General features: G+C 63.9%; 35 protein-coding genes. 5 read left to right on the top strand and 30 right to left on the bottom strand.

The features are described from left to right. Positions 1-19 precede the first annotated feature (19 nt). Complete coding sequence (gene citE / locus NGM29_RS08770) at positions 20-1066, top strand: L-malyl-CoA/beta-methylmalyl-CoA lyase (RefSeq protein ID WP_254160234.1); 1047 nt, start codon at positions 20-22, stop codon at positions 1064-1066. A gap of 73 nt (positions 1067-1139) precedes the next feature. On the opposite strand, the gene NGM29_RS08765 is transcribed toward citE, so the two are convergent. After that, the gene (locus tag NGM29_RS08765) at positions 1140-1538 is read right to left on the bottom strand and encodes a hypothetical protein (protein ID WP_254160233.1); all 399 of its coding nucleotides are present in this window, start codon (positions 1536-1538) and stop codon (positions 1140-1142) included. 144 nt (positions 1539-1682) lie between these two features. Between NGM29_RS08765 and NGM29_RS08760 the strand changes: the two genes are divergently transcribed. Beyond that, complete coding sequence (locus tag NGM29_RS08760; protein WP_254160232.1) at positions 1683-2117, top strand: DUF7539 family protein; 435 nt, start codon at positions 1683-1685, stop codon at positions 2115-2117. 106 nt (positions 2118-2223) lie between these two features. Here the strand turns inward: NGM29_RS08760 and NGM29_RS08755 are convergent, their stop codons facing one another. From NGM29_RS08755 to NGM29_RS08745, 3 genes are all read right to left on the bottom strand, one after another. Beyond that, a complete protein-coding gene (locus NGM29_RS08755) occupies positions 2224-2409 on the bottom strand; it encodes a hypothetical protein (protein ID WP_254160231.1) in 186 nt (61 codons plus the stop codon). Continuing rightward, a complete protein-coding gene (locus NGM29_RS08750; protein ID WP_254160230.1) occupies positions 2406-2759 on the bottom strand; it encodes a HalOD1 output domain-containing protein in 354 nt (117 codons plus the stop codon). The genes NGM29_RS08755 and NGM29_RS08750 overlap by 4 nt, the downstream gene beginning before the upstream one ends. A 92-nt stretch (positions 2760-2851) precedes the next feature. Beyond that, positions 2852-3493, bottom strand: coding sequence for a helix-turn-helix domain-containing protein (locus tag NGM29_RS08745; RefSeq protein ID WP_254160229.1), 642 nt, complete (start codon positions 3491-3493; stop codon positions 2852-2854). A gap of 282 nt (positions 3494-3775) precedes the next feature. Between NGM29_RS08745 and NGM29_RS08740 the strand changes: the two genes are divergently transcribed. Both NGM29_RS08740 and NGM29_RS08735 read left to right on the top strand, forming a co-directional pair. Further along, positions 3776-4432: a helix-turn-helix domain-containing protein gene (locus tag NGM29_RS08740; RefSeq protein ID WP_254160228.1), complete on the top strand. Its 657-nt coding sequence runs from the start codon at positions 3776-3778 to the stop codon at positions 4430-4432. Between the two features lie 136 nt (positions 4433-4568). Further along, on the top strand, positions 4569-4904 hold the full coding sequence (locus NGM29_RS08735; protein ID WP_254160227.1) for a DUF7344 domain-containing protein: 336 nt from the start codon (positions 4569-4571) through the stop codon (positions 4902-4904). Between the two features lie 87 nt (positions 4905-4991). Here NGM29_RS08735 and NGM29_RS08730 read toward each other — a convergent pair whose 3' ends face one another. From NGM29_RS08730 to NGM29_RS08720, 3 genes are all read right to left on the bottom strand, one after another. Further along, positions 4992-5783 carry an NAD-dependent epimerase/dehydratase family protein gene (locus tag NGM29_RS08730; RefSeq protein WP_254160225.1) on the bottom strand — a complete coding sequence of 264 codons (792 nt, stop codon included), beginning with the start codon at positions 5781-5783 and terminating at the stop codon, positions 4992-4994. Between the two features lie 109 nt (positions 5784-5892). Further along, complete coding sequence (locus tag NGM29_RS08725; RefSeq protein ID WP_254160223.1) at positions 5893-6177, bottom strand: hypothetical protein; 285 nt, start codon at positions 6175-6177, stop codon at positions 5893-5895. 153 nt (positions 6178-6330) lie between these two features. Further along, on the bottom strand, positions 6331-7737 hold the full coding sequence (locus NGM29_RS08720) for a hypothetical protein (RefSeq protein ID WP_254160221.1): 1407 nt from the start codon (positions 7735-7737) through the stop codon (positions 6331-6333). A gap of 323 nt (positions 7738-8060) precedes the next feature. Here NGM29_RS08720 and NGM29_RS08715 point away from each other — a divergent pair, with 323 nt between their 5' ends. Next, positions 8061-8324, top strand: coding sequence for a cytochrome C oxidase subunit IV family protein (locus tag NGM29_RS08715; protein ID WP_254160219.1), 264 nt, complete (start codon positions 8061-8063; stop codon positions 8322-8324). Between the two features lie 377 nt (positions 8325-8701). Here NGM29_RS08715 and NGM29_RS08710 read toward each other — a convergent pair whose 3' ends face one another. The 23 genes from NGM29_RS08710 to NGM29_RS08600 form a co-directional block, all read right to left on the bottom strand. Beyond that, positions 8702-9130, bottom strand: coding sequence for a hypothetical protein (locus NGM29_RS08710; RefSeq protein WP_254160217.1), 429 nt, complete (start codon positions 9128-9130; stop codon positions 8702-8704). 127 nt (positions 9131-9257) lie between these two features. Continuing rightward, a complete protein-coding gene (locus NGM29_RS08705) occupies positions 9258-9845 on the bottom strand; it encodes an HdeD family acid-resistance protein (RefSeq protein ID WP_254160216.1) in 588 nt (195 codons plus the stop codon). Between the two features lie 201 nt (positions 9846-10046). Continuing rightward, complete coding sequence (gene secY / locus NGM29_RS08700; RefSeq protein WP_254160215.1) at positions 10047-11519, bottom strand: preprotein translocase subunit SecY; 1473 nt, start codon at positions 11517-11519, stop codon at positions 10047-10049. Positions 11520-11521: 2 nt separating this feature from the next. After that, positions 11522-12034, bottom strand: a complete 513-nt coding sequence (locus NGM29_RS08695; RefSeq protein WP_254160211.1) for an uL15m family ribosomal protein — start codon at positions 12032-12034, stop codon at positions 11522-11524. 2 nt (positions 12035-12036) lie between these two features. Next, entirely contained in the window at positions 12037-12510 is a 474-nt protein-coding gene (locus NGM29_RS08690) for a 50S ribosomal protein L30 (protein ID WP_254160209.1), read from the bottom strand. Continuing rightward, complete coding sequence (locus NGM29_RS08685; RefSeq protein ID WP_254160207.1) at positions 12507-13139, bottom strand: 30S ribosomal protein S5; 633 nt, start codon at positions 13137-13139, stop codon at positions 12507-12509. Before NGM29_RS08685 ends, NGM29_RS08690 begins: the two co-directional genes overlap by 4 nt. Further along, a complete protein-coding gene (locus NGM29_RS08680; RefSeq protein WP_254160205.1) occupies positions 13136-13684 on the bottom strand; it encodes a 50S ribosomal protein L18 in 549 nt (182 codons plus the stop codon). Before NGM29_RS08680 ends, NGM29_RS08685 begins: the two co-directional genes overlap by 4 nt. Continuing rightward, positions 13684-14133 (bottom strand): 50S ribosomal protein L19e, encoded by a 450-nt coding sequence (locus NGM29_RS08675; protein WP_253434020.1) that lies wholly within the window; start codon positions 14131-14133, stop codon positions 13684-13686. Before NGM29_RS08675 ends, NGM29_RS08680 begins: the two co-directional genes overlap by 1 nt. After that, positions 14130-14837, bottom strand: a complete 708-nt coding sequence (locus NGM29_RS08670) for a 50S ribosomal protein L32e (protein WP_254160203.1) — start codon at positions 14835-14837, stop codon at positions 14130-14132. The genes NGM29_RS08675 and NGM29_RS08670 overlap by 4 nt, the downstream gene beginning before the upstream one ends. A gap of 3 nt (positions 14838-14840) precedes the next feature. Further along, positions 14841-15374 (bottom strand): 50S ribosomal protein L6, encoded by a 534-nt coding sequence (locus NGM29_RS08665; RefSeq protein WP_254160201.1) that lies wholly within the window; start codon positions 15372-15374, stop codon positions 14841-14843. Positions 15375-15376: 2 nt separating this feature from the next. Beyond that, positions 15377-15769, bottom strand: coding sequence for a 30S ribosomal protein S8 (locus NGM29_RS08660; RefSeq protein WP_254160199.1), 393 nt, complete (start codon positions 15767-15769; stop codon positions 15377-15379). After that, positions 15766-15948: a 30S ribosomal protein S14 gene (locus NGM29_RS08655; protein ID WP_254160197.1), complete on the bottom strand. Its 183-nt coding sequence runs from the start codon at positions 15946-15948 to the stop codon at positions 15766-15768. Before NGM29_RS08655 ends, NGM29_RS08660 begins: the two co-directional genes overlap by 4 nt. Further along, on the bottom strand, positions 15941-16486 hold the full coding sequence (locus NGM29_RS08650; protein ID WP_254160195.1) for a 50S ribosomal protein L5: 546 nt from the start codon (positions 16484-16486) through the stop codon (positions 15941-15943). Before NGM29_RS08650 ends, NGM29_RS08655 begins: the two co-directional genes overlap by 8 nt. Then, the gene (locus tag NGM29_RS08645) at positions 16483-17211 is read right to left on the bottom strand and encodes a 30S ribosomal protein S4e (protein WP_254160193.1); all 729 of its coding nucleotides are present in this window, start codon (positions 17209-17211) and stop codon (positions 16483-16485) included. The genes NGM29_RS08650 and NGM29_RS08645 overlap by 4 nt, the downstream gene beginning before the upstream one ends. Beyond that, complete coding sequence (rplX, locus tag NGM29_RS08640) at positions 17208-17564, bottom strand: 50S ribosomal protein L24 (protein WP_254160191.1); 357 nt, start codon at positions 17562-17564, stop codon at positions 17208-17210. Before rplX ends, NGM29_RS08645 begins: the two co-directional genes overlap by 4 nt. An 8-nt stretch (positions 17565-17572) precedes the next feature. Continuing rightward, complete coding sequence (locus tag NGM29_RS08635) at positions 17573-17971, bottom strand: 50S ribosomal protein L14 (protein WP_253433997.1); 399 nt, start codon at positions 17969-17971, stop codon at positions 17573-17575. Beyond that, entirely contained in the window at positions 17971-18426 is a 456-nt protein-coding gene (locus tag NGM29_RS08630) for a 30S ribosomal protein S17 (RefSeq protein WP_254160189.1), read from the bottom strand. The genes NGM29_RS08635 and NGM29_RS08630 overlap by 1 nt, the downstream gene beginning before the upstream one ends. Continuing rightward, a complete protein-coding gene (locus NGM29_RS08625) occupies positions 18417-18815 on the bottom strand; it encodes a ribonuclease P protein component 1 (RefSeq protein ID WP_254160187.1) in 399 nt (132 codons plus the stop codon). Before NGM29_RS08625 ends, NGM29_RS08630 begins: the two co-directional genes overlap by 10 nt. A 4-nt stretch (positions 18816-18819) precedes the next feature. Beyond that, positions 18820-19041 carry a 50S ribosomal protein L29 gene (gene rpmC / locus NGM29_RS08620; protein ID WP_254160185.1) on the bottom strand — a complete coding sequence of 74 codons (222 nt, stop codon included), beginning with the start codon at positions 19039-19041 and terminating at the stop codon, positions 18820-18822. Further along, entirely contained in the window at positions 19041-20018 is a 978-nt protein-coding gene (locus NGM29_RS08615; protein ID WP_254160183.1) for a 30S ribosomal protein S3, read from the bottom strand. Before NGM29_RS08615 ends, rpmC begins: the two co-directional genes overlap by 1 nt. Beyond that, positions 20018-20491 (bottom strand): 50S ribosomal protein L22, encoded by a 474-nt coding sequence (locus NGM29_RS08610; RefSeq protein WP_254160181.1) that lies wholly within the window; start codon positions 20489-20491, stop codon positions 20018-20020. Before NGM29_RS08610 ends, NGM29_RS08615 begins: the two co-directional genes overlap by 1 nt. A 7-nt stretch (positions 20492-20498) precedes the next feature. Then, positions 20499-20924, bottom strand: a complete 426-nt coding sequence (locus NGM29_RS08605) for a 30S ribosomal protein S19 (RefSeq protein WP_254160179.1) — start codon at positions 20922-20924, stop codon at positions 20499-20501. Continuing rightward, the gene (locus tag NGM29_RS08600; protein WP_254160177.1) at positions 20921-21643 is read right to left on the bottom strand and encodes a 50S ribosomal protein L2; all 723 of its coding nucleotides are present in this window, start codon (positions 21641-21643) and stop codon (positions 20921-20923) included. Before NGM29_RS08600 ends, NGM29_RS08605 begins: the two co-directional genes overlap by 4 nt.

Here is a 21643-nt window from a genome sequence, read left to right as displayed (position 1 = left end):
TACAACGACCACACTCCCAATGACCACCCGAACCTGCCGCACCTTCCAGACCGCACCGGCCGCCGTCCCGAAAGACGACACGGCGAAGTACCTCAGATCCGGCCTCACCGCCGAGGGCTTCCAGGCTCCCGACTGGCTCGTCCCCGACCTCGAGGACGGCACTGCCCCGGACATGAAAGCCGAGGGGCTCGAGAACGTCTGCGAGTTGCTCCCCGACTTCGAATTTCCCGGGGAGATCTGGCCACGCGTCCAGTGGAGCTACGACGACGAGACCGTTCGTGCTCAGGGCCGCGAGGAAATTGACACGCTCGTCCGCGACGTGGGCGACGATATCGACGGCGTTGTGGTCCCCAAAGTTGGCCGACAGGGGGACGTCCAGCGCGCCCTCGAGGCGGTAGCCAGTGCGGAAGCCGATCACGGCCACCCCGAGGGATCGATCGGCCTCTCGGTCATCGTCGAGACGGCACGTGCCCGATCGGACCTGCGCGAGATCGCCCGATTACGGACCGATCCCGGCGGCGAGCGCCTCACCGCCCTCGTCTTCGGCCCCGTCGACTACACCGCCGAACTCGGCGGACGCGACCTCGGCGACGGCCGCCCGCGCTGGGACGGCCTGCTCGAGGCGCTCTCCAACGAGGCGAGCGCCGGCGACTTGCTCGCCATCGGCGGCCCGTTCGACGACCTCTTCGCCGAACGCGCGGGCGTGACCGTCTACAACGCCGACGGCTACGCCGACCAGGTCGAGCGCGAGGCGCGGATCGGCCTCGACGGCTCCTGGTCGCTGTACCCCAAACAGACGATCCAGGCCAACCGGATCCACACGCCCACGCCGGCGGAACTCGAGCGCGACGTGGACAAGATCGAGCGGTTCAACGCCGCGAAGGTCGAGGGAACGGGCGCGGTGACGATCGACGGCCAGATGGTCGACGAGGCGACGTTCAAGAACTTCCGGAACACCGTCGAGACGGTTCGAGCGATCCACCGTACCCGTCCCGAACAGACGGATGAGTTGTACGACGAGGGATTGCTCGAGCGGGCGCTCGAACTCGAGCTATCGTATCGGTAGCCTCATCGGACGCGCCGGGCGGTCGGGCAACGGGCCTCGAGCGGTCGACTGCAAATGCAAATCGAGGCGCCAATCACTCCGTCGCCGCGGTGTCTGTCTCTGTCCCTGCCTCCGAAAACATCTCGACGCGAAACAGGTAGTCGTCGTACGCACCGTCGAGATTCGCGGGACTCTCTTCGTCGGTGTGGGCACGACACAGGAACGCCTTCGCCTCGACGGCACCGTGTCCGGTCTCTTCCTGATAGCGTTCGACGACGACGAACGTCGCCGGTTCGGTACAGTCGCGGCGGTGGCACTCTCGAGGCGAGTCGTGATCGTCGCCTACCGCGCCTTCCTCGTCGGTTTCGTCCCACTCGTCGTTCGGCGGTTCGGCCTCGTCGCCACGGTCGCGCGCCTCCGAGAGTTCCCGTTCTCGCTGTCGGTTCTCCTCGTCCCGAGCCTGCTTCTCTCGACTCCGTTTCGTGTCTGCCATACAGTGACATACAGTCGTGACCGTGATAACGCTGTGGACGGCACGTTAATGGACGCCCCAGGAATGGCTGTCACGCCACCGTCGCCAGTGAACTCACAGACCGTCGACGCAAACGTTGATTGACCTGGCAGTCGTCACTAGCCCATGATTGAGCGTCCGGACGAACGGCAACTGATCGTACGCGCACGGTCCCACCTGAAGCAGTGGACGAATCGTGCCCGAACGGAGGCGTACAGCGAACTGTTCGAAGGTGACGACCCGATTCTCACGGCCGAGGACGTACAGCTCCTCGATGCGCTCGACTCGGCACTCGAGCGACAGGGTGGAGACGGCGTCTGGGGAACCGATCAGTACGGTATTCACACCGCCGGTGAGAGGGGGTCTGACGTCCCGCTCGGTGTCGTCTGTGTCTATCACCCACAGATCACCGACGATTCCGTCCTCCGAGGTGGAGACGATCTCGACGACGAGACCGAAGAGCGACTCAACGCGGCACTCTGGCGATACGGAGAACGCGTTTCGACGCTCATCGAAGACGAACTCGAGGAGTTCGTCCGTCGAGCCCAGAGCGAAACGTAATCGAGGAGAGATCGGACGCCTGCACTCCCTTCGTTGCTACCGGAGCTGAACATCGTTCAGCGAAAAGATCACCGTCCGCAGAAATCGCGTTCGCCGACGAATTCGTTTACTCCGACTCGTCGTTCTTTCGCACTTCGGTGACGATCACGTCCCAGTCCGGATGCTCGGGACCGTTTCGACACTCCCACCCACCTTCGACGTCGACACCGTGACCGTGCGCTCGACGAAGGAGCGACTGCAATTCGGTATTGAGTTCCGCTCGAGTCGCGAGCGAGGCTTCTTCGGAGGTCATACGGGAGACACTCCCTCGGTCACGCCGTCCGTTCCCGTCTGCTCTCGCGAAGTGAGCGCGACCGTACCGTCGTTGGAGACGGTTATCGCGTACGTCGCTACCCGAAACGTGATCGAAACCCCCTCTCCCGTCCCGTCTCGAACGCGGGCAAGATTGTCGAGGGCACCGGTGTTAACGGACGCGTGAAGTGGTTCCAGTTCGACTGGATCGACATCCATCACCTCCGAGAGTACCGCCACGACGGCCATGCTCGCAGAGACTGAAGTCTGGTCGTACTCGGCTCTGTACGTTTCCGACTCCGGATGAAACGCCATCGATGCCAACTCGACACCGGCCTGTGTATCAATCATACTACGTCACCCTAGCGGCCTGAATCGGGTGAAGAGCGGCACTGATTATACAGAAGATATTAATACCGGTCTACCGAGCGTTCCGGCCAGGTCTACGGATTAGCGAGCGTTGCGCCGATGAGACGGCGATGGCCGCGTCTGAGTCGGGACGAAAGCGACTGCTGGGTGATCCCAAGTTCGTCGGCAACGTCCTCGAGCGACGCTTCTCGTGGCGAATCGAAGTAACCCCGCTCGTAGGCCAGCACCAGCGCCTCTCGCTGGGGGTCAGTCAACTCGTAACCGTCGCCCTGTACCGGGAGTAACGCGTGCACGGCAGTGATTTCGATGGGGATGTCATGTTCCTGGCAACTGGTTCGGAACTCGCTGATCGCGCCGCGACTTTCGCCTCGAACCTCGAAACGCCACCCGTCTCTCGTCCCGATCCCGGAGAGAACGGCGACATTGGTCTTGGCAAGCGCGCTCAGGATACCGAAGTACGACTCCTCCCACTCCGCCCGCATGAGAAACTCGCTGTCGACGCTGTCGACGAGGTTGACGCTGACTATGCCAGCGTGAGCCTCGAAGGCGGCTTCAATATCCTCGGCCTCCGCGCCACGGATCCAAAAGTAGGGGATGATCAGGGTCTCGTGCGGGATGAGTCGCTCGAGTTCGACCGTGACCCCCGGCAAGTTTTCGAATATCGTTCCCAGCGGAAACTCCTCTGCTGGACTCGTGAATTCTAGCACGGTAGCCATACTCCCAGTTCGTCGGGACGACGAATAACCGGTGTGGGTGATGTATCAAGCCACGACGCAGCAGTCCGACAATGGCGGTTCGAGGACGACGTGGCGACCCGGGTAATGGCAGTTTAGAGACGCGGTGTGACAGGTAATAGCAGTATGAGCACGATCGGTGCTCTGAGCAGTGGGATTTCGAAGCGGGGAAACGGTTTCCCGATTCTAATCTCGGTAGAGCATGGTGTGCCATGCCACCTAGTTTTGTACCGGCATGGCTAACCATGGTGACGAGAGCGAGTTATGAGTGTGATCGCAGAATTCCGAATCCCCTCCGCCGACTTCGAACTCGGGCGGATTCTGCACATCGAGGGGATTACGTCCATCGAACTCGAGAACCTCGTGCCGATCGGTGAGGCCACCGTTCCCCTCTTCTGGATCCACAACTCGACGCGAGGCTCGTTTGTCGACGCCGTCAAACGCCACCCGACCGTCAACGACGCATCGGAGGTCGACGTCTTCGAGGACCGGACGCTCTTCACGCTCGATTGGGACGCGAACCAGGACCACCTCTTTCGGGGAATCAGAGAAACCGAGGGCCAGCTCTTGAGTGCCACCGGGACACCCGAATCGTGGGCCTTCGAACTGCGGTTCCCCGATCACACGGCCCTCAGCGAGTTCACGACCCGCTGTGAGGACGCACAGATCTCGCTGGAAGTGGCTCGCGTGTACAACCCGACGGAACCAGAAGCCGGTCCGTGGCACGGCCTGACCGGTCCCCAGCGGGAAGCGATCACGTTGGCCGTGGAGATGGGCTACTACGACATCCCGAGAGGCTGTACGACCAAGGAACTCGCCGACGAACTCGAGATTTCCGATCAGGCCGTTACGGAACGACTCCGCCGAGCGATCGGGGCGCTCGTCACGTACACGCTCATCCCCTCCGAGGATGACACGTGAGATCGGGTTCCCTCGTACATCATGGCGAATCCTCACACTTCTCACCCGGTAATGTGTGGATATGGATCGCCAGTCGAGCAAGTCGAGCGCGGCAGGATTGGGTATCGGGGGAGAGGCGACGAGAACCAGTTCACCGGTGAGCAGCGAACCAAATCCTCCCGACAAAGTTCTCCTGGCAATTGCCAGCGAACAGCGTCGAATTATTCTTCGAACGTTAGAGTTCGCCGATGAAGAGGCGATGGAGATGGACGCGCTTGCGGACCGGGTTGCCGAAGCGCTACGGAATACGGATCGAGCAGACAGTGAGCACAGAAAACGCGTCCGAACGGCGCTCCATCACGTCCACCTCCCGAAACTGGAAGCGTGTGGGATGGTCGTCCGCGACCCCGAAACGAATCGGATTCGGAACGCCACCGGCGACCTGGGTCAGGAACTGCTGACGGTACTCGAGTCCTACGAGACACAAGTGTAACGCCGCTTGTGGTGATCGAGCTGTTCGACGGCTCACCCGCATTATTCGAACGGTTCAGGCGATTCTCGGCATAGACATTCCGAGCGATTACCCGTCCAGGACGACGCTCGAGTCGTCTCGAGGTCGATACTCGAGTTCGTGCATCGTCTCGGCCAACGACAGGAAACGGTCGGCGTTGTTCGAAACGCCGTGGGCGGTGATCGCGTGGGTCGAGAGCGAGGCCGAGACCGTCGCCTGAAGCAAGCGTCGACAGTCGGCGGGGCTGAGCCACATCGCGCGGGCGTAACGCTCGCCGGAGCCGTCGCGTTCGTCGCAGGTTTCGCGCAACTCGTCTTCGTCCAGGAGCCAGCCAATTCGCAGGTTCACGACCTCGAGGCCGTGTCTGCGGGCGTAGTACTCACCCATCGCCTCCCCGAAGACCTTCGTCACGCCGTAGTAACTGTCGGGGCTGGGCGGGTCGTCGGGGCGGACGACGCGCGGATCGCCTCCGGTGGTCTCGACCCTCGTCGGGTCCACGACGTTGTCGCCGTTGACGGCGTGGTTCGAACTCGCGAAGATCACCCGCTCGAGGTCGTTCTCGAGGGCGGCCTCGAACGCGTTGTACGCGCCGGCAATATTCGGTCCCTCGAGGTCGTCCCACTCGGCCCTGGGGGAAGGGTTCGCGGCGAGGTGGATCAACACGTCCGCGCCCTCGAGTGCGTTCGAGAAGGCGTCGAGGTTGGCGATCTCGAGCGTCTCGCTGTCGACGTCCTCGTGTTCGCTGTGGCTGAAGAGTCGACAGTCGTACGCCGACAGGGCCTCGATCGCCTGTCGACCGACCCGTCCGGAGGCGCCGGTGATGGCCACCGTCCGATCGGTCGAGCCGTGGTGGGTCGCCATGGACGGCTGTACGACGCTGAGCCCAAAATAGGTCCGGGCGGCGCGTGCCGGTTTTGGCGGATGGGGTCGGGGGCTGGGCTCGAGCGGGACGAACTCGAGGCCTATCGCGTCAGCCCGACCAGACGAGCCCGTAGAGGAACACGAACATGAAGTAGACCAGAAACACCGAGACGGCCGCCTTCGCGTGGAAGGTGAACAGGTCGAACTCCTCGTCCTCGCGGGCCTCCTCGAACGCCTCGTGCTCGTCGTCGCTACAGACGTCGTCGTGAGCCAGACCCACGTGATACGTGAGGAGTTCCTTGGTCTGGAGCGGGCGAGAACAGTAGGGACAGGTCAGTGCCGGTCCCTCATCGGGCACGTCGTATTCGGGTTCGGTGACGGGCTCCGCGTGCATCTACTCCCAGGTAGGGCGCGGTCGAAAAAGTGTCTGCCGGTTCTCCAGAACAGGGGGTCGCTCGAGTGAGACGAGAGTAGAAGCAATAGCGAGCGCGTCGGGTTGCTCGAGTTAGGACGAGGGCGAAAACAGCTACGAACCTCGAGTCCCCACCTAAGCGGGAACGAACGGCGCGCTCAACGTGGGCAACGAGACCAGGTACAGACTGATCATCGTGAAGACGATCATGACGACGATGAACGGATACTGGCTCCGGATCGCCTGAAGCTTCCCGGGGAACAGCTCGATCGAGACCGCGTGGGCTATCCACACGGCGAGCACGTGCCCGACCAGGATGCCAGCGATCTCGACGTACCCGAACCAGGACGTGAGCGCCAGCTGGGTCGGGTTCGCACCCGGGTTCAGGGGCGCGCTCAGGGCCTCGAGCAGGGCCGGCCACAGCGAGATGGAGAAGCCGATGTAGTGAGCGAAGTGGTAGCCGGCCGCGATCGCCAGCAGCGGCGGCGCGTACCTGATCGCGATGTACCGACGGGAGAGATACGTCTCCGCTCTCGAGCGAGTCAGTCCGGCCGCGGTCCAGTAGACCCACCAGCAGAGGGCGTACCCCCCGACCAGCAACAGGAGGTAGACCAGCTGTGGTGGCAGACCGATCCAAACCAGCGCTTCGATTGCTGCGACACCCGGTGGGGTGACGATGAAGCCGCTGAACGTGAGTTCCCAGACTAACACGAGCACGAACCCGACCACCGAGAGGTCCGTCACCACGTCGTCGTCGCTCAACCGGGCGCCCGGCCAGCGCAGCGAGAGGCCGTCGTCGGTTCGCTGGATCGGAGCGACCGACCCGTAGAGGCGAAACCAGACCGACAGCGGGTCGCCCCGCTCGAACCAGGTCGACGACCCAAACGCGACCGCGCCGGCCACTGTCAGCACCGAGTAGACGAGGATGATCGTCGTCAGGAGCCGCGGACTCGAGATGACAGGGGCGACTACCTCGAGCCAGACGAAGACCAGGAGGGCGCCGACGGCCGGCCAGGAACCGAGCGAGGACGGGTACGCACGGTCGAGCGTCGGGAGGACGCTCACGATCCGTCGCCAGGGGTTGAGCGTCGGCCACGGATCGCCGACCGTGTAGGCGACCGTCGTCAAGATGGCGCGGACGACGACGAACGAGAGGAGCACCGTTGCGCTGGTAAGGCCGATCCCCTGCGGGCCGATGATCCCCACGACGACCATTCCGAGGAGGACGCCCACGCCGATCGTCCCGCCGATGATCGAGGCGGCGCGAGCGAACGTCCGATTCGAGAGACCTACGTGCTGATCGTGGGCGTGTGCGAGGAACTCCCGATCGGTGACCAGCATCGTCAACAGCGCGGAGACGCCGACGACGCCCGCGCCGGTCGCAAGATATAGCCACGTCGGGACGCTCACGTCGCCGCGGCTCTGGGTCAATCCGGAGGCGATGTTGCTCGCGGAGACGACGCCCGTTGCGACCGCGACGGCGAGCAAGGCCAGCCCCGCAACGATTCCCGTTCGGCGAGCGGCGACCGATCGCCCAGTCATTGGTCGACTCGAGGGCCCGGACGGGCATGATGGTGTCGTTGTCGAGTCGGGTCCGGCCACCGATAATCCGGACGCTCGTCGCCGATGTTGCAATTGTCGGCTCGAGTGGCCAGTGTCGGTTAAACTGGGCAGCCAGTGTCGACCATGCAGAGCGACCTTCGCCGATCGTACAGTTCGGCCAATTTCGACCGTAGCACGGCCATTTCCGACCGTGCAACACGACCAGTTGAGCACGTGAAGCGCGACCGGTCCCAAACGCGAACAGTCACCCGCGGAAGCCGCATGAGGAAGGTATAAGTGTGCGTCTCTCCGAAGTCTCACCAATGTCGAGTGTACGAACCTACACCATCATCTACGTCCTGTTGCTGTCGTTAGGGACGGCAAAGTTCGTGTTCTTCGAACTCCCCTGGTTTACCTACGAGTTCGCCGTAGGAGCGACGCTCTTCCTCGCCGTCATCAAGTCCCTACTCATCTCGGGCTGGTACCAGCACCTCGTGGACGAGCCGCGCTCGATCACCTATGTGATGCTCAGCGCCGTTTTCATGGTCTTCCTGCTGGCGGTCGCCGCCGGCTTCTCGATCCAGTAGCGGTCGACGGCCGCGGCGGTTCGCATGGCCTCTCCCGTTTTCTCGCCTGTACCGTTCTTTCTCTCATCTCATTCCTCCCGCTCTCAGTCTCGCGAACGTCGTGGCGTGACTTCGCTCGAGTCGACGACTAGGACGTCGTCACGGCAAAGTCACACCGGGTGCCGACGTCACAGACGTATTGGGCGAGTCCACGGCCCGATGTACAGACGTCTCCGATGAACCCACATCACGAGGCAGTCATCGTACGGACGTGCCCCCAGCAGGCTGCGCCCACTGTCACTGGATAACACTCGAGAACGATAGAAGCGTCCGCACTCGCTCGAGCGATCGATACGGCCAGTCGGGAAAACGTACTGAAGTACTGAAAAGATGCCAGCCTATCCCATCAGGAGGAGGACTGCAACCGCGAGCAGTCCCAGGACGCCCAGGGTGAGCGTCGCGAAGGCAACGCCCATGGCCGTGTTTCCGAACCGATCTCGAGCGGCGAAGTACGCACCGAAGAAGACGTAGCCGATCAGGGCGGCGCCGCCGACGGCGAAGACGATCGGTTCGACCAGTGCGGAGTCCACGTACTCTCCTTCGCTGACGACCAGGACCGCGCCGGCCAGGAGGGCGATGGCAGTGCCGACGAAGCCGAGCGCCCAGATCGCGGGCGTCTTCGCGAGGGCGACGATGCGGCTGTCTTCGGTAGCCGTTCGTGGCGACCACTCGGCGTACCCGCTGCGCGTTCCCGCGTGCCCGCTCGGCGTCGCGCGCTGACCCATTCGGGTGATGATCGCCGCCGCGCCGAGCACGATTAATCCCATCAGGAGTGTGCTTATCAGGTATATCTCTGACATCGAACCAGCTCTTAGAACAGGCTTGTCCCTTCGCCCATATATATCCTGCAGTTGTGCCTCCGCCAGTGGTCGCTCGAGGGTCGAAAAGAGTGCGTCAGGCGCCGCGAGGACTTGTAGCCGGCGGCGTCATGTCCTCGCCAGCGCTGCGGCCGCGGTAGGCTACGGCGATCATCGATATTCCCGTCGCGAGCAGGCTGGCGCCGACGACGAACCCGACGACCCAGGCCGCACTCGAGGGGAATCCGGCCCAGAGCAGCCCCGCCAGGATGAGCGAGAGCGTCCCGCTGGCGGCGATCCAGCCGCGTCCCGCCTCGCCGGCCATCTGCAGGGCGAGGGCGAGCTCGGCGAACCCGTCGACGAGCAGGTACGCAATGACCAGCAGCGTCAGGCTGGCGAGTCCGACGATCGGGTTCACGAACAGGAGCAAGCCAGCGGCGATGGAAATGCCCGCGAGCGTCGCCTGCCAAAGCGACCCTTTCCAGTCTCGGGTGGTGAACGCGTGTCCAGCGTGGGCGATCCCGCCGACCACCAGTAGTCCGCCGAGGAGGTACGTAACGGCGAGTCCCGTGGCGAACGGGAGGGCAATCGCGAGCAATCCGATGAGTACAATCGCGCTTCCCGCGTAGGCCAGCGGTCGCCAGTTCGTCGTTCCCATTCCGCTTTCTGTAGTCACTGTGCTCATTATAGTCACCAGTACTACTACGACGTGTGAGAGGATATAACTTTTATATGTTTTGATATATTGTCGCGGAGACGGACCAGTCCGAACCGGGACGTATCCGTCGCTGACGACGCTACAGCGGCCATAGAGATTTCGAGTGCTCGAGGGTAGTAGCGTCGCTCGAGAGCGGTGAGAACGGCAGAAAGTGTGCGACAGACGTGGCTACTCGCCGCCGAACATCTGGCGCATCATCGGATGCATCTCCATCAACTGCTCCTCGGCGATCTCCTCGTACAGTTTGTACGTGATCGAGACCGCGAGCAGCAGGCCGGTTCCGGAGACGGCGCCGATGGTGCCGAGCATGTTCGCCCAGACGGCGAGCAACCCGACGAGCGCGCCGCCGATGACGGTCACTTGCGGAATGTACCGCTCCATGACCTTCTCGACGACAACCGCGTTCTGGCGGAAGCCGGGGATCTGCATCCCGGAGTTCTGGATCTGTCGAGCCGTCGCTTTCGGCCCCATGTCCGTCGTCTCGACCCAGAAGATGGCGAAGATGGCACCGCCGACGACCATGAAGGTCACGTCGATGCCGATCCGCACCATGATCTGCCAGGGGTCGATTCCCGCGGGGGTCTGTCCCGTCCACCACATCCAGTCGTTCGGCGAGTAGATCGGCGCGAAGTAGTAGAAGAACCCGCCGACCGGCTGTCCGTTGGCGTAGACGCCGAGCCATCCGGGCATCGACCACTGACTCTGGATGATCTGGCCGAGGAACTGGATGTTCGCCTGCACGGCGCGAACGAGGATCATCGGCAGGACGCTCGCGTAGATGAGCTTCACGGGGAAGCGTCCGCGAGCACCCTTCACGCGGGCGTGGCTCAGCGGAATCTCGACGCGGACGGATTCCGCGTAGACGACGATCCCGAAGATCAACAGCGTCGTCGCGAGCGCCAACAGTTGGCCACCGTTATCGGCGATGAACAGCGTGTTGAAACCCTCGCTACTGAGCCAGGAGTTGACCGCGATCTCGTCAGTGAACAGGATCTGGTACCAGCTGTAGAAGAATCCCTCGTCGGAAAGCGAGAGGAATCCCGAGACGAGGCGCTGGCTGACCCCGGCGATGATGAACAGGCCGACACCGCTGCCAACGCCCCACTTGCTGACCACCTCGTCCATGTAGAGGATGAGGATCCCGCCGATGAAGATCTGTATGAACATCAGCGTCTGAACCTCCGCCCCGGTGAGCGTGAGGCCGCCGAGTTCGATGACGTTCGCTGCCGGAAGGAAGCTGCCGGCGAACACCATCGGCAGGGCCGTCAGCGCCGTCATCACGACGACGAGCAACTTCTGCAGGCCCTGGTAGAGGACCTGGTCGCGCGGGTCGTCGGTGTCGAGCCCGAGCAGATTCGCCCCACCGAGCAACTGCAACACGATGCTGGCGGTGACGATTGGGCCGATACCGACCTGCAGGAGCGAGCCGTGTGCACCGGCGAGGATTGCCCGGAACTGGCCGAACAGGTCCTCACCACCCTGGGTACTGATCCCCAAAACCGCGATGTTCGTCAGGAAGAAGTACAGCACGAGGATTCCCGCCGTCCACCCCAGCTTTCGCTTGAAGGGGACGTGCCCCTCCGGGCGGCGGACGGTGGGCATCCGCGTCAAGACCGGTTCGGCGGCTTCCTTCCATCCCATGGTTAGTCCTCGGTCGCCTCGTCGGCTTCGTCAGCGTCGTCCGCGTCGTCATCGTCCGCCTCCGCAGCCTGCTGTGCACGCTCGGAGACGATCGCTTCACCACCGGCGTCCTCGAGTTTCTCGCGGGCCGTCTCGGTGAAGGCGTCCGCGGTGATCTCGAGTGCGTTCCGGACCTGGCCGCTGCCGAGGACCTTGACGACGTCGGCCTCGTAGCCGTCATCGACGACGTCGCGGGCGTCGATGGCGTAGCCGTCGCCGGTCTCTTCAGCCTGATCGTCGGCGACGTAGAGGATCGCGTCCTCGTCGAGTTTCTGGACGTCGATCTCGGCGACGGTGGGCTGGGCGCCCTGCGGTCGCTTGAAGCCGTGTTTCTCTCTCGATTCGTAGTTGTGGAACTCGTGTTTGTCACGCCCGGCTTTGCCGCGGCCACCTCGGTGGCCGGCCCCGCGGCGGTTCTTGTGCGTACCGCCGCCGTGGGTTCGCGAGCCGCGCTGACGTCGTTTCTTGCTCGTCATGGTTATCGCATCGCCGTTAGCAGGGCGTTAATCTCCTCGGTTGTATGCTTTCCGAGTTGCCCACCGTTTCCGGTTGGGTGTTTGACGCCCTCGTGGCCACCACGTGGCGGGTGCAGTCGCAGCGTCGGCGACAGCCCCTGCTCGCGAAGCGTCGTCTCCTCTGCGAGGAGCGCCTCGGCGAGGGCGGCGAAGTCGTCGAACTCGGTGTGCTCGGCGATCCAGTCCTCGTTGACATCGGACTGGCGGCCCTCGAGCGGTTCCGCTCGCTTTTCGAGCACCGTCTCGAGTACCTCGGCGTCGGGTTCGCCGTAGGCCACGAAGTCGTGGACTTTGGTGATCATCCCGCGGTAGGTGTCGGAGTCGGGGACGATGGTGAGGTGGTTGACCTTGTGCAGGTTCAGCATCGACAGCGTGTCGTCGACAGCCTGCTGGCGGTTGACCTCGCCGCGAATCTGGACGATTGCTTTCGCCGTCATCGTTCGGCCACCTCTCGTGGGATGCGCGACTGCGAGGCGTTCTCGAGCGCGTTGTAGGTCGCTTTCGCCAGGTTCACCGTCGTTCGGGTGTTGCCGTGGCTCTTCGTCCAGGCGTTTTCGATGCCGGCGAGTTCGAGCACCGCGCGCACGGTGTCGCTCGCGGCCAGGCCCAGCCCCTCGGGGGCTGGGATGAGTTCGACCTCGACGGAGCCGGCCTTGCCGGTCGTCCGTCGGGTCAGCGAGTGAGGCCGGTCCGAACGGTCCTCCCACGACCCGGAGCCGCGGGGCACCTGGATGAGGTTCAGCTTCGCGATACCGATCGCCTTCTGGATGGCGGCGCCGACCTGGTCCTCGCGACCCTCGGCGTAGCCGACGAAGCCGTCGCGGTTGCCGACGGCGACGACACACCGGAACTTCACCCGGCGGCCGGAGTCGGTCATCCGCTGGACCATGTTGATGTCCAGCACCTCGTCGTTCAGTCCGGGGAGGAGCTGGTCGACGAGTTCGGGCTCTTTGAGGGGAAGTCCAGAGTTGAGGGCGTCCTCCATCGTGTCGATTTCGCCCTCCTGAACGAGCTTCCCGAGTCGGGTTACAGGCTGCCACCCGTTGTCGTAGTCGTTTGCACTCATTCTAAGATCGCCTCTCGTACGTCGTCGAAGTGTTCGGGAAGGTCCGTCGCGTCGAAGTCGCCGCTGTAAAGCGGCTCGTCGAGCTGTTCGGCGTACTCGGCGATGTGCTCGCCGCGAGTACGCGACCAGTCGGCGAGGACGCTGTCGTTGTGGGGAATCTCGAGCCCCGCGTCGATCGCGCCCTCCTGGATCGCGAACACTTTGTTTCCGGGCGTCGCCTTGTTGAGGCCGATATCGAGGACGGCCTCGTCGACGCCGGCGTCTACCGCTCGCTTCCCGGCCAGCAGGCCGGTCAGGTACGCAGCCGAGAGGTTACTCGTCGGCGCGTTCCAGCCGTACTCCTCGAGGTCGCTCGAGTGAGCACTGGCGAGCGTGTCGTCACCGTTAGGGCCGGGGGTGATCAGCTGCGCCGTGGCGTGCTTGTTGCTCACGCGAGCAACGAGGCGGGGTTTCCCCGATTTCAGCAGGCGCAACCTCTGATGGTAGTCTGTCCGGACCTCACGGCGACGCCGCATCGGTACCTTGTATCGTGGTCCTGTCGCCATTATTGGTCACCGTATTCGTTGTCGATGTAGTTCAACAGGTACCGGACGCTGCGGAACTCCCCGCCGGCTGCCTTGCGGTAGAGCTGGCGGTACTGCGTGGGCGTAATCTCGCCCTGGTCGCGGAGTTCGCGGAGCTTCCGGCGCTGTGCGCGAATCTTGTTCGTCCACTCCTCTTTCTGGTTCTGGCGGGCACCCTTCTTGCCGCGGCGCTTGCCAGGCCCCTTCTTGTGGCCGTAGGAGCGCTTCTCATTGCGTTTGCGGGCACGGCCGCGGGAGTTTCCGCGGGCGTCTTTCGCCCGGATCGTTCCGTCGTCGATCAGTTCGCGAATCTCCTCGCGAGTGATCGCCGACGCGATGTCGCCCTGGGCCTCGGGATCGAACCAGACGCGGTTCTGCCCGACGTCGAGGACGTCCGCTGCGAGTCGCTTCTGTGAACTCAGGTCAGTCATTCGTCCACCTCGACTTCGACGTAGGTCGGGTTCAGAACGCGGATTTCCGCGTCCTCGGCCTGCTCCTCGATTCGCTCGCGCTTGCGAGCGCCGACGGAGCTGGCGATGCGGACGGCCTGGGTGTCGCCGTCGACACCCTCGAGGTCGTCCGTGTTCTCGACGTAGACCTCCTCGAAACCGCTCGGGTGTTTGCCCCGAACGGCCTCGGGCGTGCGGTAGCCGGCCTGGACCTTCGGGCCCTTGCCTTTGATACCACGACGCTGCTTCGAGAGGCCACCACGCGGGCGCCGCCACGATTCCGGCGTGCGCTTTTTCTTGTGGTAGTCCTGTCGCTTGAACTGCGGCTTGCCCTCGGCGTGGCGCCGGCCGAGCAGGCGCGCTTCCTCGTCGTCGAGGTCGGGCGTCTTCTCGGTCAGGCCACGGGGCTGCAGTTCGGTCTCGACGTCTTCGGTCGCTTCTTCTTCCTCGGCGGCCTCGTCTTCGATCTCGGCCTCGGTCTCTTCCGTAACCTCGAGGTCGCCGACGTCGGCTTTGATACGCGCAGCGAGCGCGTTACCGATGCCCTCGGCCTCGGCCAGGTCGTCCTGGTCGGCCTCTTTGACGTCCTCGATGGACTCGAACCCGGCCTCGCGGAGTGCGTCGGCCTTGCTCTCACCGACGCCGCTGATGTCTTCGAGTTCCTGTGGTTGGTCGTCGTCAGCCATCTATCAGGCACCTCCTTTCTGTGGCTTCTGGGTGATGTAGACCCCGTCCTGGAAGACGCGGGTGTCCTTGCCTTTCACCTTGGTCAGCTGTTCGATGTCGGCGGCGGTCTGACCGACGTGCTCCTTGTTCGGGCCGGAGAGCGTCAGCGCTTCGCCGTCGACGTTAACCTCGGTGTCGCCGTGGATAGTCGTTCGTCGCGGTGCTTTCTCGCCGAGGAAGTTCTCGATGACGACCTCCTCGCCTTCGACGCGGACCTGCATCGGGAAGTGAGAGTAGAAGACTTCCATCTCGTACTCCCATCCCTCGGTCACGCCGTGGAAGGCGTTTCGGATGTGGCTCTCGAAGGTGCCGACGGTCGCGTTCGTTTTCGCGTTCTCCGTCTCGCTCTCGATGACCACGCGGTCGTCGTCGACGTCGACAGTGACGTCCGGGTACCAGAGGCGGCGGGTAACGCTGCCTTCCGGGCCCTCGATCGTCACGTCGAGGTGATCGACCTCGGCGGTTACGTCGTCTGGGATGTCCAGTTCGGTTCGCATTGTTAGTAGACGTACGCGATCACCTGGCCACCGATGCCCTGCTCTCGAGCCTCGTAGTGGCTCATGATTCCTTCACTCGTCGTCACGACGAGCGCGCCGAAGTCTCGAGCCGGGAGGAATCGCTTCTCCCACTTCTCGAATTCGTCGGCCTTGACGGAATATCGGGGCTTGACGGGGCCGCATTTGTTGATCGCTCCTTTCAGTTCGACCTCGAACGTGCCGGCTTTGCCGTCGTCGACGAACTCGAAGCCGTCGATGTACCCGCGGTCGTAGAAGACCTCGAGGACGCTGCCGATGACGTTGGAGGCGGGTTCTACCTCGTGGCTCAGGTGTCCGACGCTCTCGGCATTGTCGATGCCCGACAGCGCGTTACTGAGTGGATCGTTCCCGGTCATTTGTACTTCTTGAATCCCATGTCGCGGGCGATCTCGCGGAAGCACTGCCGGCACAGGTTGATGTCGTACTTGCCGACCAGCCCCTGCTTGCGACCACAGCGCTGGCAGGCCGCTTCCTGCCCCGTGCGCTTGGCGGCGTGCTCGCCCGTCTGTTCGTTCTCAGTTTCGCTTTCACTCATCGTCTGGCACCTCCACGTCCACGTCGTAACTCGACTCGAGGTACGCGATGGCGTCCTCGGGGGTCAGTCGGTGTCGCGACGGAATCGCCTGGGTCGCTTTGGCTCGCTTCGTGACGCGATAGCCCGGTCGGACCAGGTTGACCGTCACGTCCAGGCCGTAGATCCCGACGTTCGGGTCGTACTCCTGGCTCGGGAACTCGGTGTGCTCGGCGACGCCGAAGCTGAAGTTCCCGGTCTGGTCGAACTGTGACGCCGAGAGGTCCGCGAGCGGCAGCGCCGTCTCGAGGAAGTCCTCGGCGTCGTCACCGCGGAGGGTGACCTTCGTGCCGATCGGGTCGCCCTGGCGGATGCCGAACTCGGGTTCGGTCGCCTTCGCCTGGGTGCGGACGCTCTGCTGGCCCGTAATCTCCTCGATGATGTCCTCGGCCCGTCCGAGGTCGCGGCCGCCGCGGCCGACGCCCATGTGGACGACGACTTTCTCGACGCGGGGTTCGCGCATCTCGTGGAAGTCGGCCTCGCCGGCTTCACTTTCGCTCATTCGTCGTCACCTCCGCTCGCCGCTTCCGACGAGTCGTCGTCGCCGACGAAGTTCTCGTCGATGACGAACACGTACTCCTCGACGGTTTCGAACTCGCCGTCGTCGGTTTCGACCGTGACGATGTTCGAGCCGCTACCGAGGGTGACGTCGATGTTGACGAGTTCGCCGATCTTCCCGCCGTGATTGCCGCTGACGGCGGTGACCAGCGCACCCTCCTCGTAGGGGAAGTGCGCGACGACCGACTTGTCCTCGTTGTCGACGACGATCGAGTCGTTCGTGCTGTAGTCTTCGTCGACGACGACGTTCGTGCCGTCGTGGAGCGAGAGCTGCGTCTCGCCGCCTCTGACCTGCTGTTTACCGACGACCTTGCCGAGACGGCTGTCCGCGGCGTCGGCGTCGATATCGATCAGCGAGAGGCGGCCGCCCTCGTCGGGGAAGACGCGGTAGTACTCCTCGCGTCCGGGGAAGCCGACGATGTCGAACATCCCGATGGGACGCTTCTCGTCGTTGATCAGTTCGCCGTTGACCAGGATCGCGTCCTGGGAGAGGGCGTACCGGGCTTCCTTCTTCGAGTCGACGTAACCGAGGACGTCCCGAAGGAGGATGACCAGCGGAACGCCGGCTTCGCCGTGGGGGCCGGCGCGCGCTTTGACGGTGAAGACGTCGGTCTTGCGCTCGACCGGCCACGATTTCGGTACCGAGAGTCGTTTCTGATGGTTGCTCATTCGCTATCACCTTCCAGGCGCGCCTCGCGACGCTCGTCCGAGAGCTCGAGCTCCACGATCCGGACGTTCGACGCATCGAGCGGTCGGGCGACTTCCTCGCCGTCTGCCGTCTCGACCGTCACGTCCTCGACGTGGATCACGGCCTCATCGAGGTCGACGCGCATGACCTCGCCTTCGTCGCCGGCGAAGTCACCGCGCATGACCTCGACGCGGTCGCCCGCGTTGACGCGGGTGCGACGCACGCCGTACTCCTCGCGGAGGTCCGCCGAGAGCGTGGCGTGAACCTGCTTGTGCTTCTGGTGAAGCGGCGCCTGCTCAGTCTGGGTTCGTTGTTTGCGTGGTTGTTTACTCATAGTCTATCCTATACGATCATCGTCGCCGTGCTGGCGATTGCGCCGAAGCGCTCCGCGACCTCGCGGGCGATGGGGCCCTTGATCTCGGTGCCTCGAGGCTCCTCGTTCTCGTCGACGATGACGGCGGCGTTGTCCTCGAACTTCAGGCGCGTTCCGTCCGGCCGGCGGATCGACTTCCGCTGGCGGACGACGACGGCCTCGAGGACTTGGCGTCGCATCTCGGGGGTACCCTTCGTCACGGAGACCGTGACTTTGTCACCAAGACCCGCCTTCGGCTGGCGGTTCTTGGTGCCGTGGTAGCCCGCGACGCTGATGATTTTCAGCTCGCGTGCGCCGGAGTTGTCGGCGCAGGTCACGAGCGAGCCCTTCTTCAGGCCCTGCGTGACGTCGGCTTTCATCGCCTCCATCAGGCATCACCCTCGTTGGCTTCGTCCTCGTCGCCGGAACTGCCGGCCAAGTCTTCGGCCGACAGTTGAGGGTCGTGTTCCTCTTCCAGCGTCAGTTCGGCGACGTCAACGGCGGTCGCTTCCTGGGTTATTTCGACGACCACGTGCGATTTCGTCTTCGACAGTGGTCGGGTCTCTGCGATCTTGACCGTATCGCCAACCGAGAGCGGCTCGAGCACGCCCGGCACGTGTGCCGGAATGCGCGAGCGACGTTTCATTTGACGGTCGTATTTCGGAACCGTCACGTCGTACTCTCGCTCGACGACTACGGTCTTGTCCATGTCCGTCGAGACGACGGTGCCGACGAGGATCTGACCTCGGACCGGCAGGTCGCCGTAGAACGGACACTTCTCGTAGTCGTACTCCTCCGGGTTTTCGGGTTCCGGAGGCGTTTCAACGTCTAGTCCTATTGCCATGGTGAGTCACCTTTCGTTTCGGTGCGTCGGGCGGGTCGTGAGAGCAGTCGCGATCCATCGACCGTAACGTAGGCTACGCCCTCGCCAGCACAGTCTGTGAGCGAGTCGTCGCCCCCAGGTTGTGTATCGGCCAGTTTGGACGTAGTCCCCGGAGACTTCTCGTCTCCGGCGGCTTCATCTGTGATCGCGAATTCGAATACCGAGCCCGATTTCGGCACGGTGAGCACCCGGGACGTCCCGTTCTCGCGAACTTCGACCGAGAGGGTATTCGTCGTCTCGAGGACGACTCGTCCCTCGATACCCACGCGGCCGGCGTCGTCGCTATCGACGACCCGGACTGGCAGGCCATTGAGTTCGTGTCGCGGGAGCGTTTCGGGTGTCAGTGCCATTTGCTTATTCCTCGTCGGTGTCGTCGAGGTCGCCTTCTTCCTTCTGGATCGTCTTGACCCGCGCGACGGTCCGCTTGAGTTCGCCGATTTCGCCCGGATTCTCCGGGGCGCCACCGGCGGCGAGGACCGCGTTGGCGTTCAGCAGTTCCGTCTCGAGGTCCTCGAGTTCGGACTGCCGTTCGGCGGGCGTCATGTCGCGGATCTCCTCGGTGTGGAGGATCGCCATCAGGCGTCACCTCCCTCGTCTGCTTCGTCTTCGTCTTCAGCTTCAGCTTCGTCCTCGGCTTCCATCTCCGCGACGAGATCCTCCGCTTCGGCCTCGATCTCCTCGTTGAGTTCGTCGAGTTCCTCCTCGACGTCCTCGGCGTCGACCGCTGCCTCGGATTCGCCAGCGTCGGTCTCTTCCTCGTCGGCGACTTCTTCCTCGATGACCTCTTCGACGACGTCTTCGTCGATTTCGGCCTCGTCGGCCGGGGCCGGTTCGCCGGCTTCGGCTTCCGTCTCTCCGGCGTCAGGCTCGGCCTCTTCTGGCTCGCCCTCAAGCAACTCCTCGACGCCCTCAGCCTCGTTGGCCTCGACGGCATCTGGGACGACTTCCTCGGGATCGAGGTCGTCGTGGATGCGGAAGTCGTCGGGAAGCTCGGCTCCCGGCGGGATGATCTTGACCGTCACGCCGATCGTACCGAGCTTCATGACCGCGACGCCCTGGCCGGTGTCGACGATCTCCTCGGCAGGTTCGCCGTTGTGCTTGATGTAGCCACGGTTGAACTTCTCGACGCGCGAGCGTGCGCCCGTGACCTTGCCAGCGAGGACAATCTCGGCGCCGAGGGCGCCAGCGTCCATGATCCGGTCGATCGTCGTGTGACCGGCCTTCCGGAAGTACCAGCCTCGCTCCAGGGCGTTAGCCAGTCGATCCGCGACGATCCGCGCGTTGAGGTCGGGTTCGTCGACCTCCTGGACGTCGATCTGGGGGTCCTCGAGGTTGAACTTCTCCTCAAGGGCCGACGTGACCTTCCGGATGTTCTCGCCGCCCTTGCCGATGACCATCCCCGGCTTCTCGGCCTTGAGGACGATCTGGGTTCCCATCGGCGTCTTGGCGACGTCCATGCCACCGTAGCCCGCGCGGCCGAGTTCCTCTTCGAAGAACTCGTCGATCTGGGACCGCTGCAGGCCGTTTTCGATGAATTCGTGTTCGTCTGCCATTAGTCGTCACCTTCTGCGTCCGCGTCCGCGACGACGATTTCGACGTCGACCTGCGGGGTGTTCCAGGCGGAGGCCCGGCCCATCGCACGCGGTTTGCGCCCGACGGACTCGCCGACCTTGTGGGCGGCACAGTGGGCGATTTCCATCGACCCACCGTCGAAGCCCTGGTGGTCGGCGTTGGCCGCCACGTTCTCGAGCAGTTCGAGGAACGCCTTGCTGGCCTTCTCGGGGTAGCGACCGGCGTCCCAGCCGTCGATGTCCGAGCGGTGGCCGACGCCGGAGTTGTGCGACCGGAACGGAACCGAGCGCTCGCCGTCGACGACCGCCTCGAGGTACTCGACGGCGTCGTCGACCGTTCGACCCTTGATCTCGCGGGCGATCTCCTTGCTGTGCTTGTGGCTCATGTGACGCTCCCGGAGCATCGCTTTCGCGGTGGTGTCCGGGTCGGCGTCGACTGAGTAGTTGATTCCCATGCGATGATCACTTCAGTGGGACGAACTTCGACGATCGGGTCGCGCCGATGCCGGCCTGTCCGTGCGTGACGGACGTTCGGGTGAGCTGGAACTCACCGAGGTAGTGGCCGATCATCTCGGGCTCGATCCGAACGCGCTCGAAGCTCTGTCCGGTGTAGACGGCGAAGGTCAGCCCGACGAACTCCGGCAGCACCGGCATGTTGCGCAGGTGCGTCCGGATCGGCGAGTTGGCCGTCTCCTGTTCGTCTTTCTTGCGAGCCTTCTCGAGCAACTTCTCCTGCTCGACCGAGAGCCCGCGCACGATACTCCGTCGCTGTCGTGCCGGAAGCACGTCAGCGACCTCCTCGAGCTCCATCTCCTGGAGCTCCTCGAGCGTGTGACCGCGGTAGGTGAACTCCTCACCCTCGCGGCCGGTACGGTATTCCGAACTCATTTGTTTCCACCTCGACCGGTTCGCCGGGAGGCGATGTCACCGACTTTCCGTCCCGGGGGTGCGTCCTTCGAGACGGATTTGGGGCGACCAGGGTGCTGACGACCGCCGCCACCGAAGGGGTGGTCGACGGCGTTCATGGCGACCCCGCGGACGCGCGGCCACTTGATCCCGCGGGCGCGCATCTTGTGGTACTTCTTTCCTGCCTTGACGAACGGCTTCTCCGTGCGGCCGCCACCGGCGACGACGCCGATGGTGGCACGGCACTGGGGATCGAGCCGCTTGACTTCGCCACTTGGCAGCTGGACGACCGCAGCCTTGCGGTCGTGGGTGATGAGGTCCGCGTTGACGCCGGAGGCGCGAGCGAACTTGCCGCCGTCGCCCGGCTTGGCCTCGACGTTACAGACCGGGACCCCCTCGGGGATCTCCGCGAGCGGGAGCGTGTTCCCGGGTTTGATCTCGGCGCTGACGCCGACCTGGATCTCTTCGCCGACGGCGACGCCCTCGGGAACGAGGATCAGGCGCTGTTCGCCGTCCTCGAACTCGACGGCCGCGATCGGCGCCGAGCGAGCCGGGTCGTGCTCGATGTTCACGACCTCGCCCGAGACCACGTCGGTGTCCTCGAGCGTCTTGTGCTCGAGATTCGCCTTGTATCGGTGCGACGGTGCGCGGAACGTGGGCGATCCGCGCCCTCGACGCTGACCGAAGATTCGTCGTCCCAT

The sequence above is a fragment of the Natronosalvus rutilus genome (assembly GCF_024204665.1).
Taxonomy (GTDB): domain Archaea; phylum Halobacteriota; class Halobacteria; order Halobacteriales; family Natrialbaceae; genus Natronosalvus; species Natronosalvus rutilus.
Note: the sequence above shows the minus strand (reverse complement) of the source record. Positions and strands in the feature narration are given on the sequence as shown.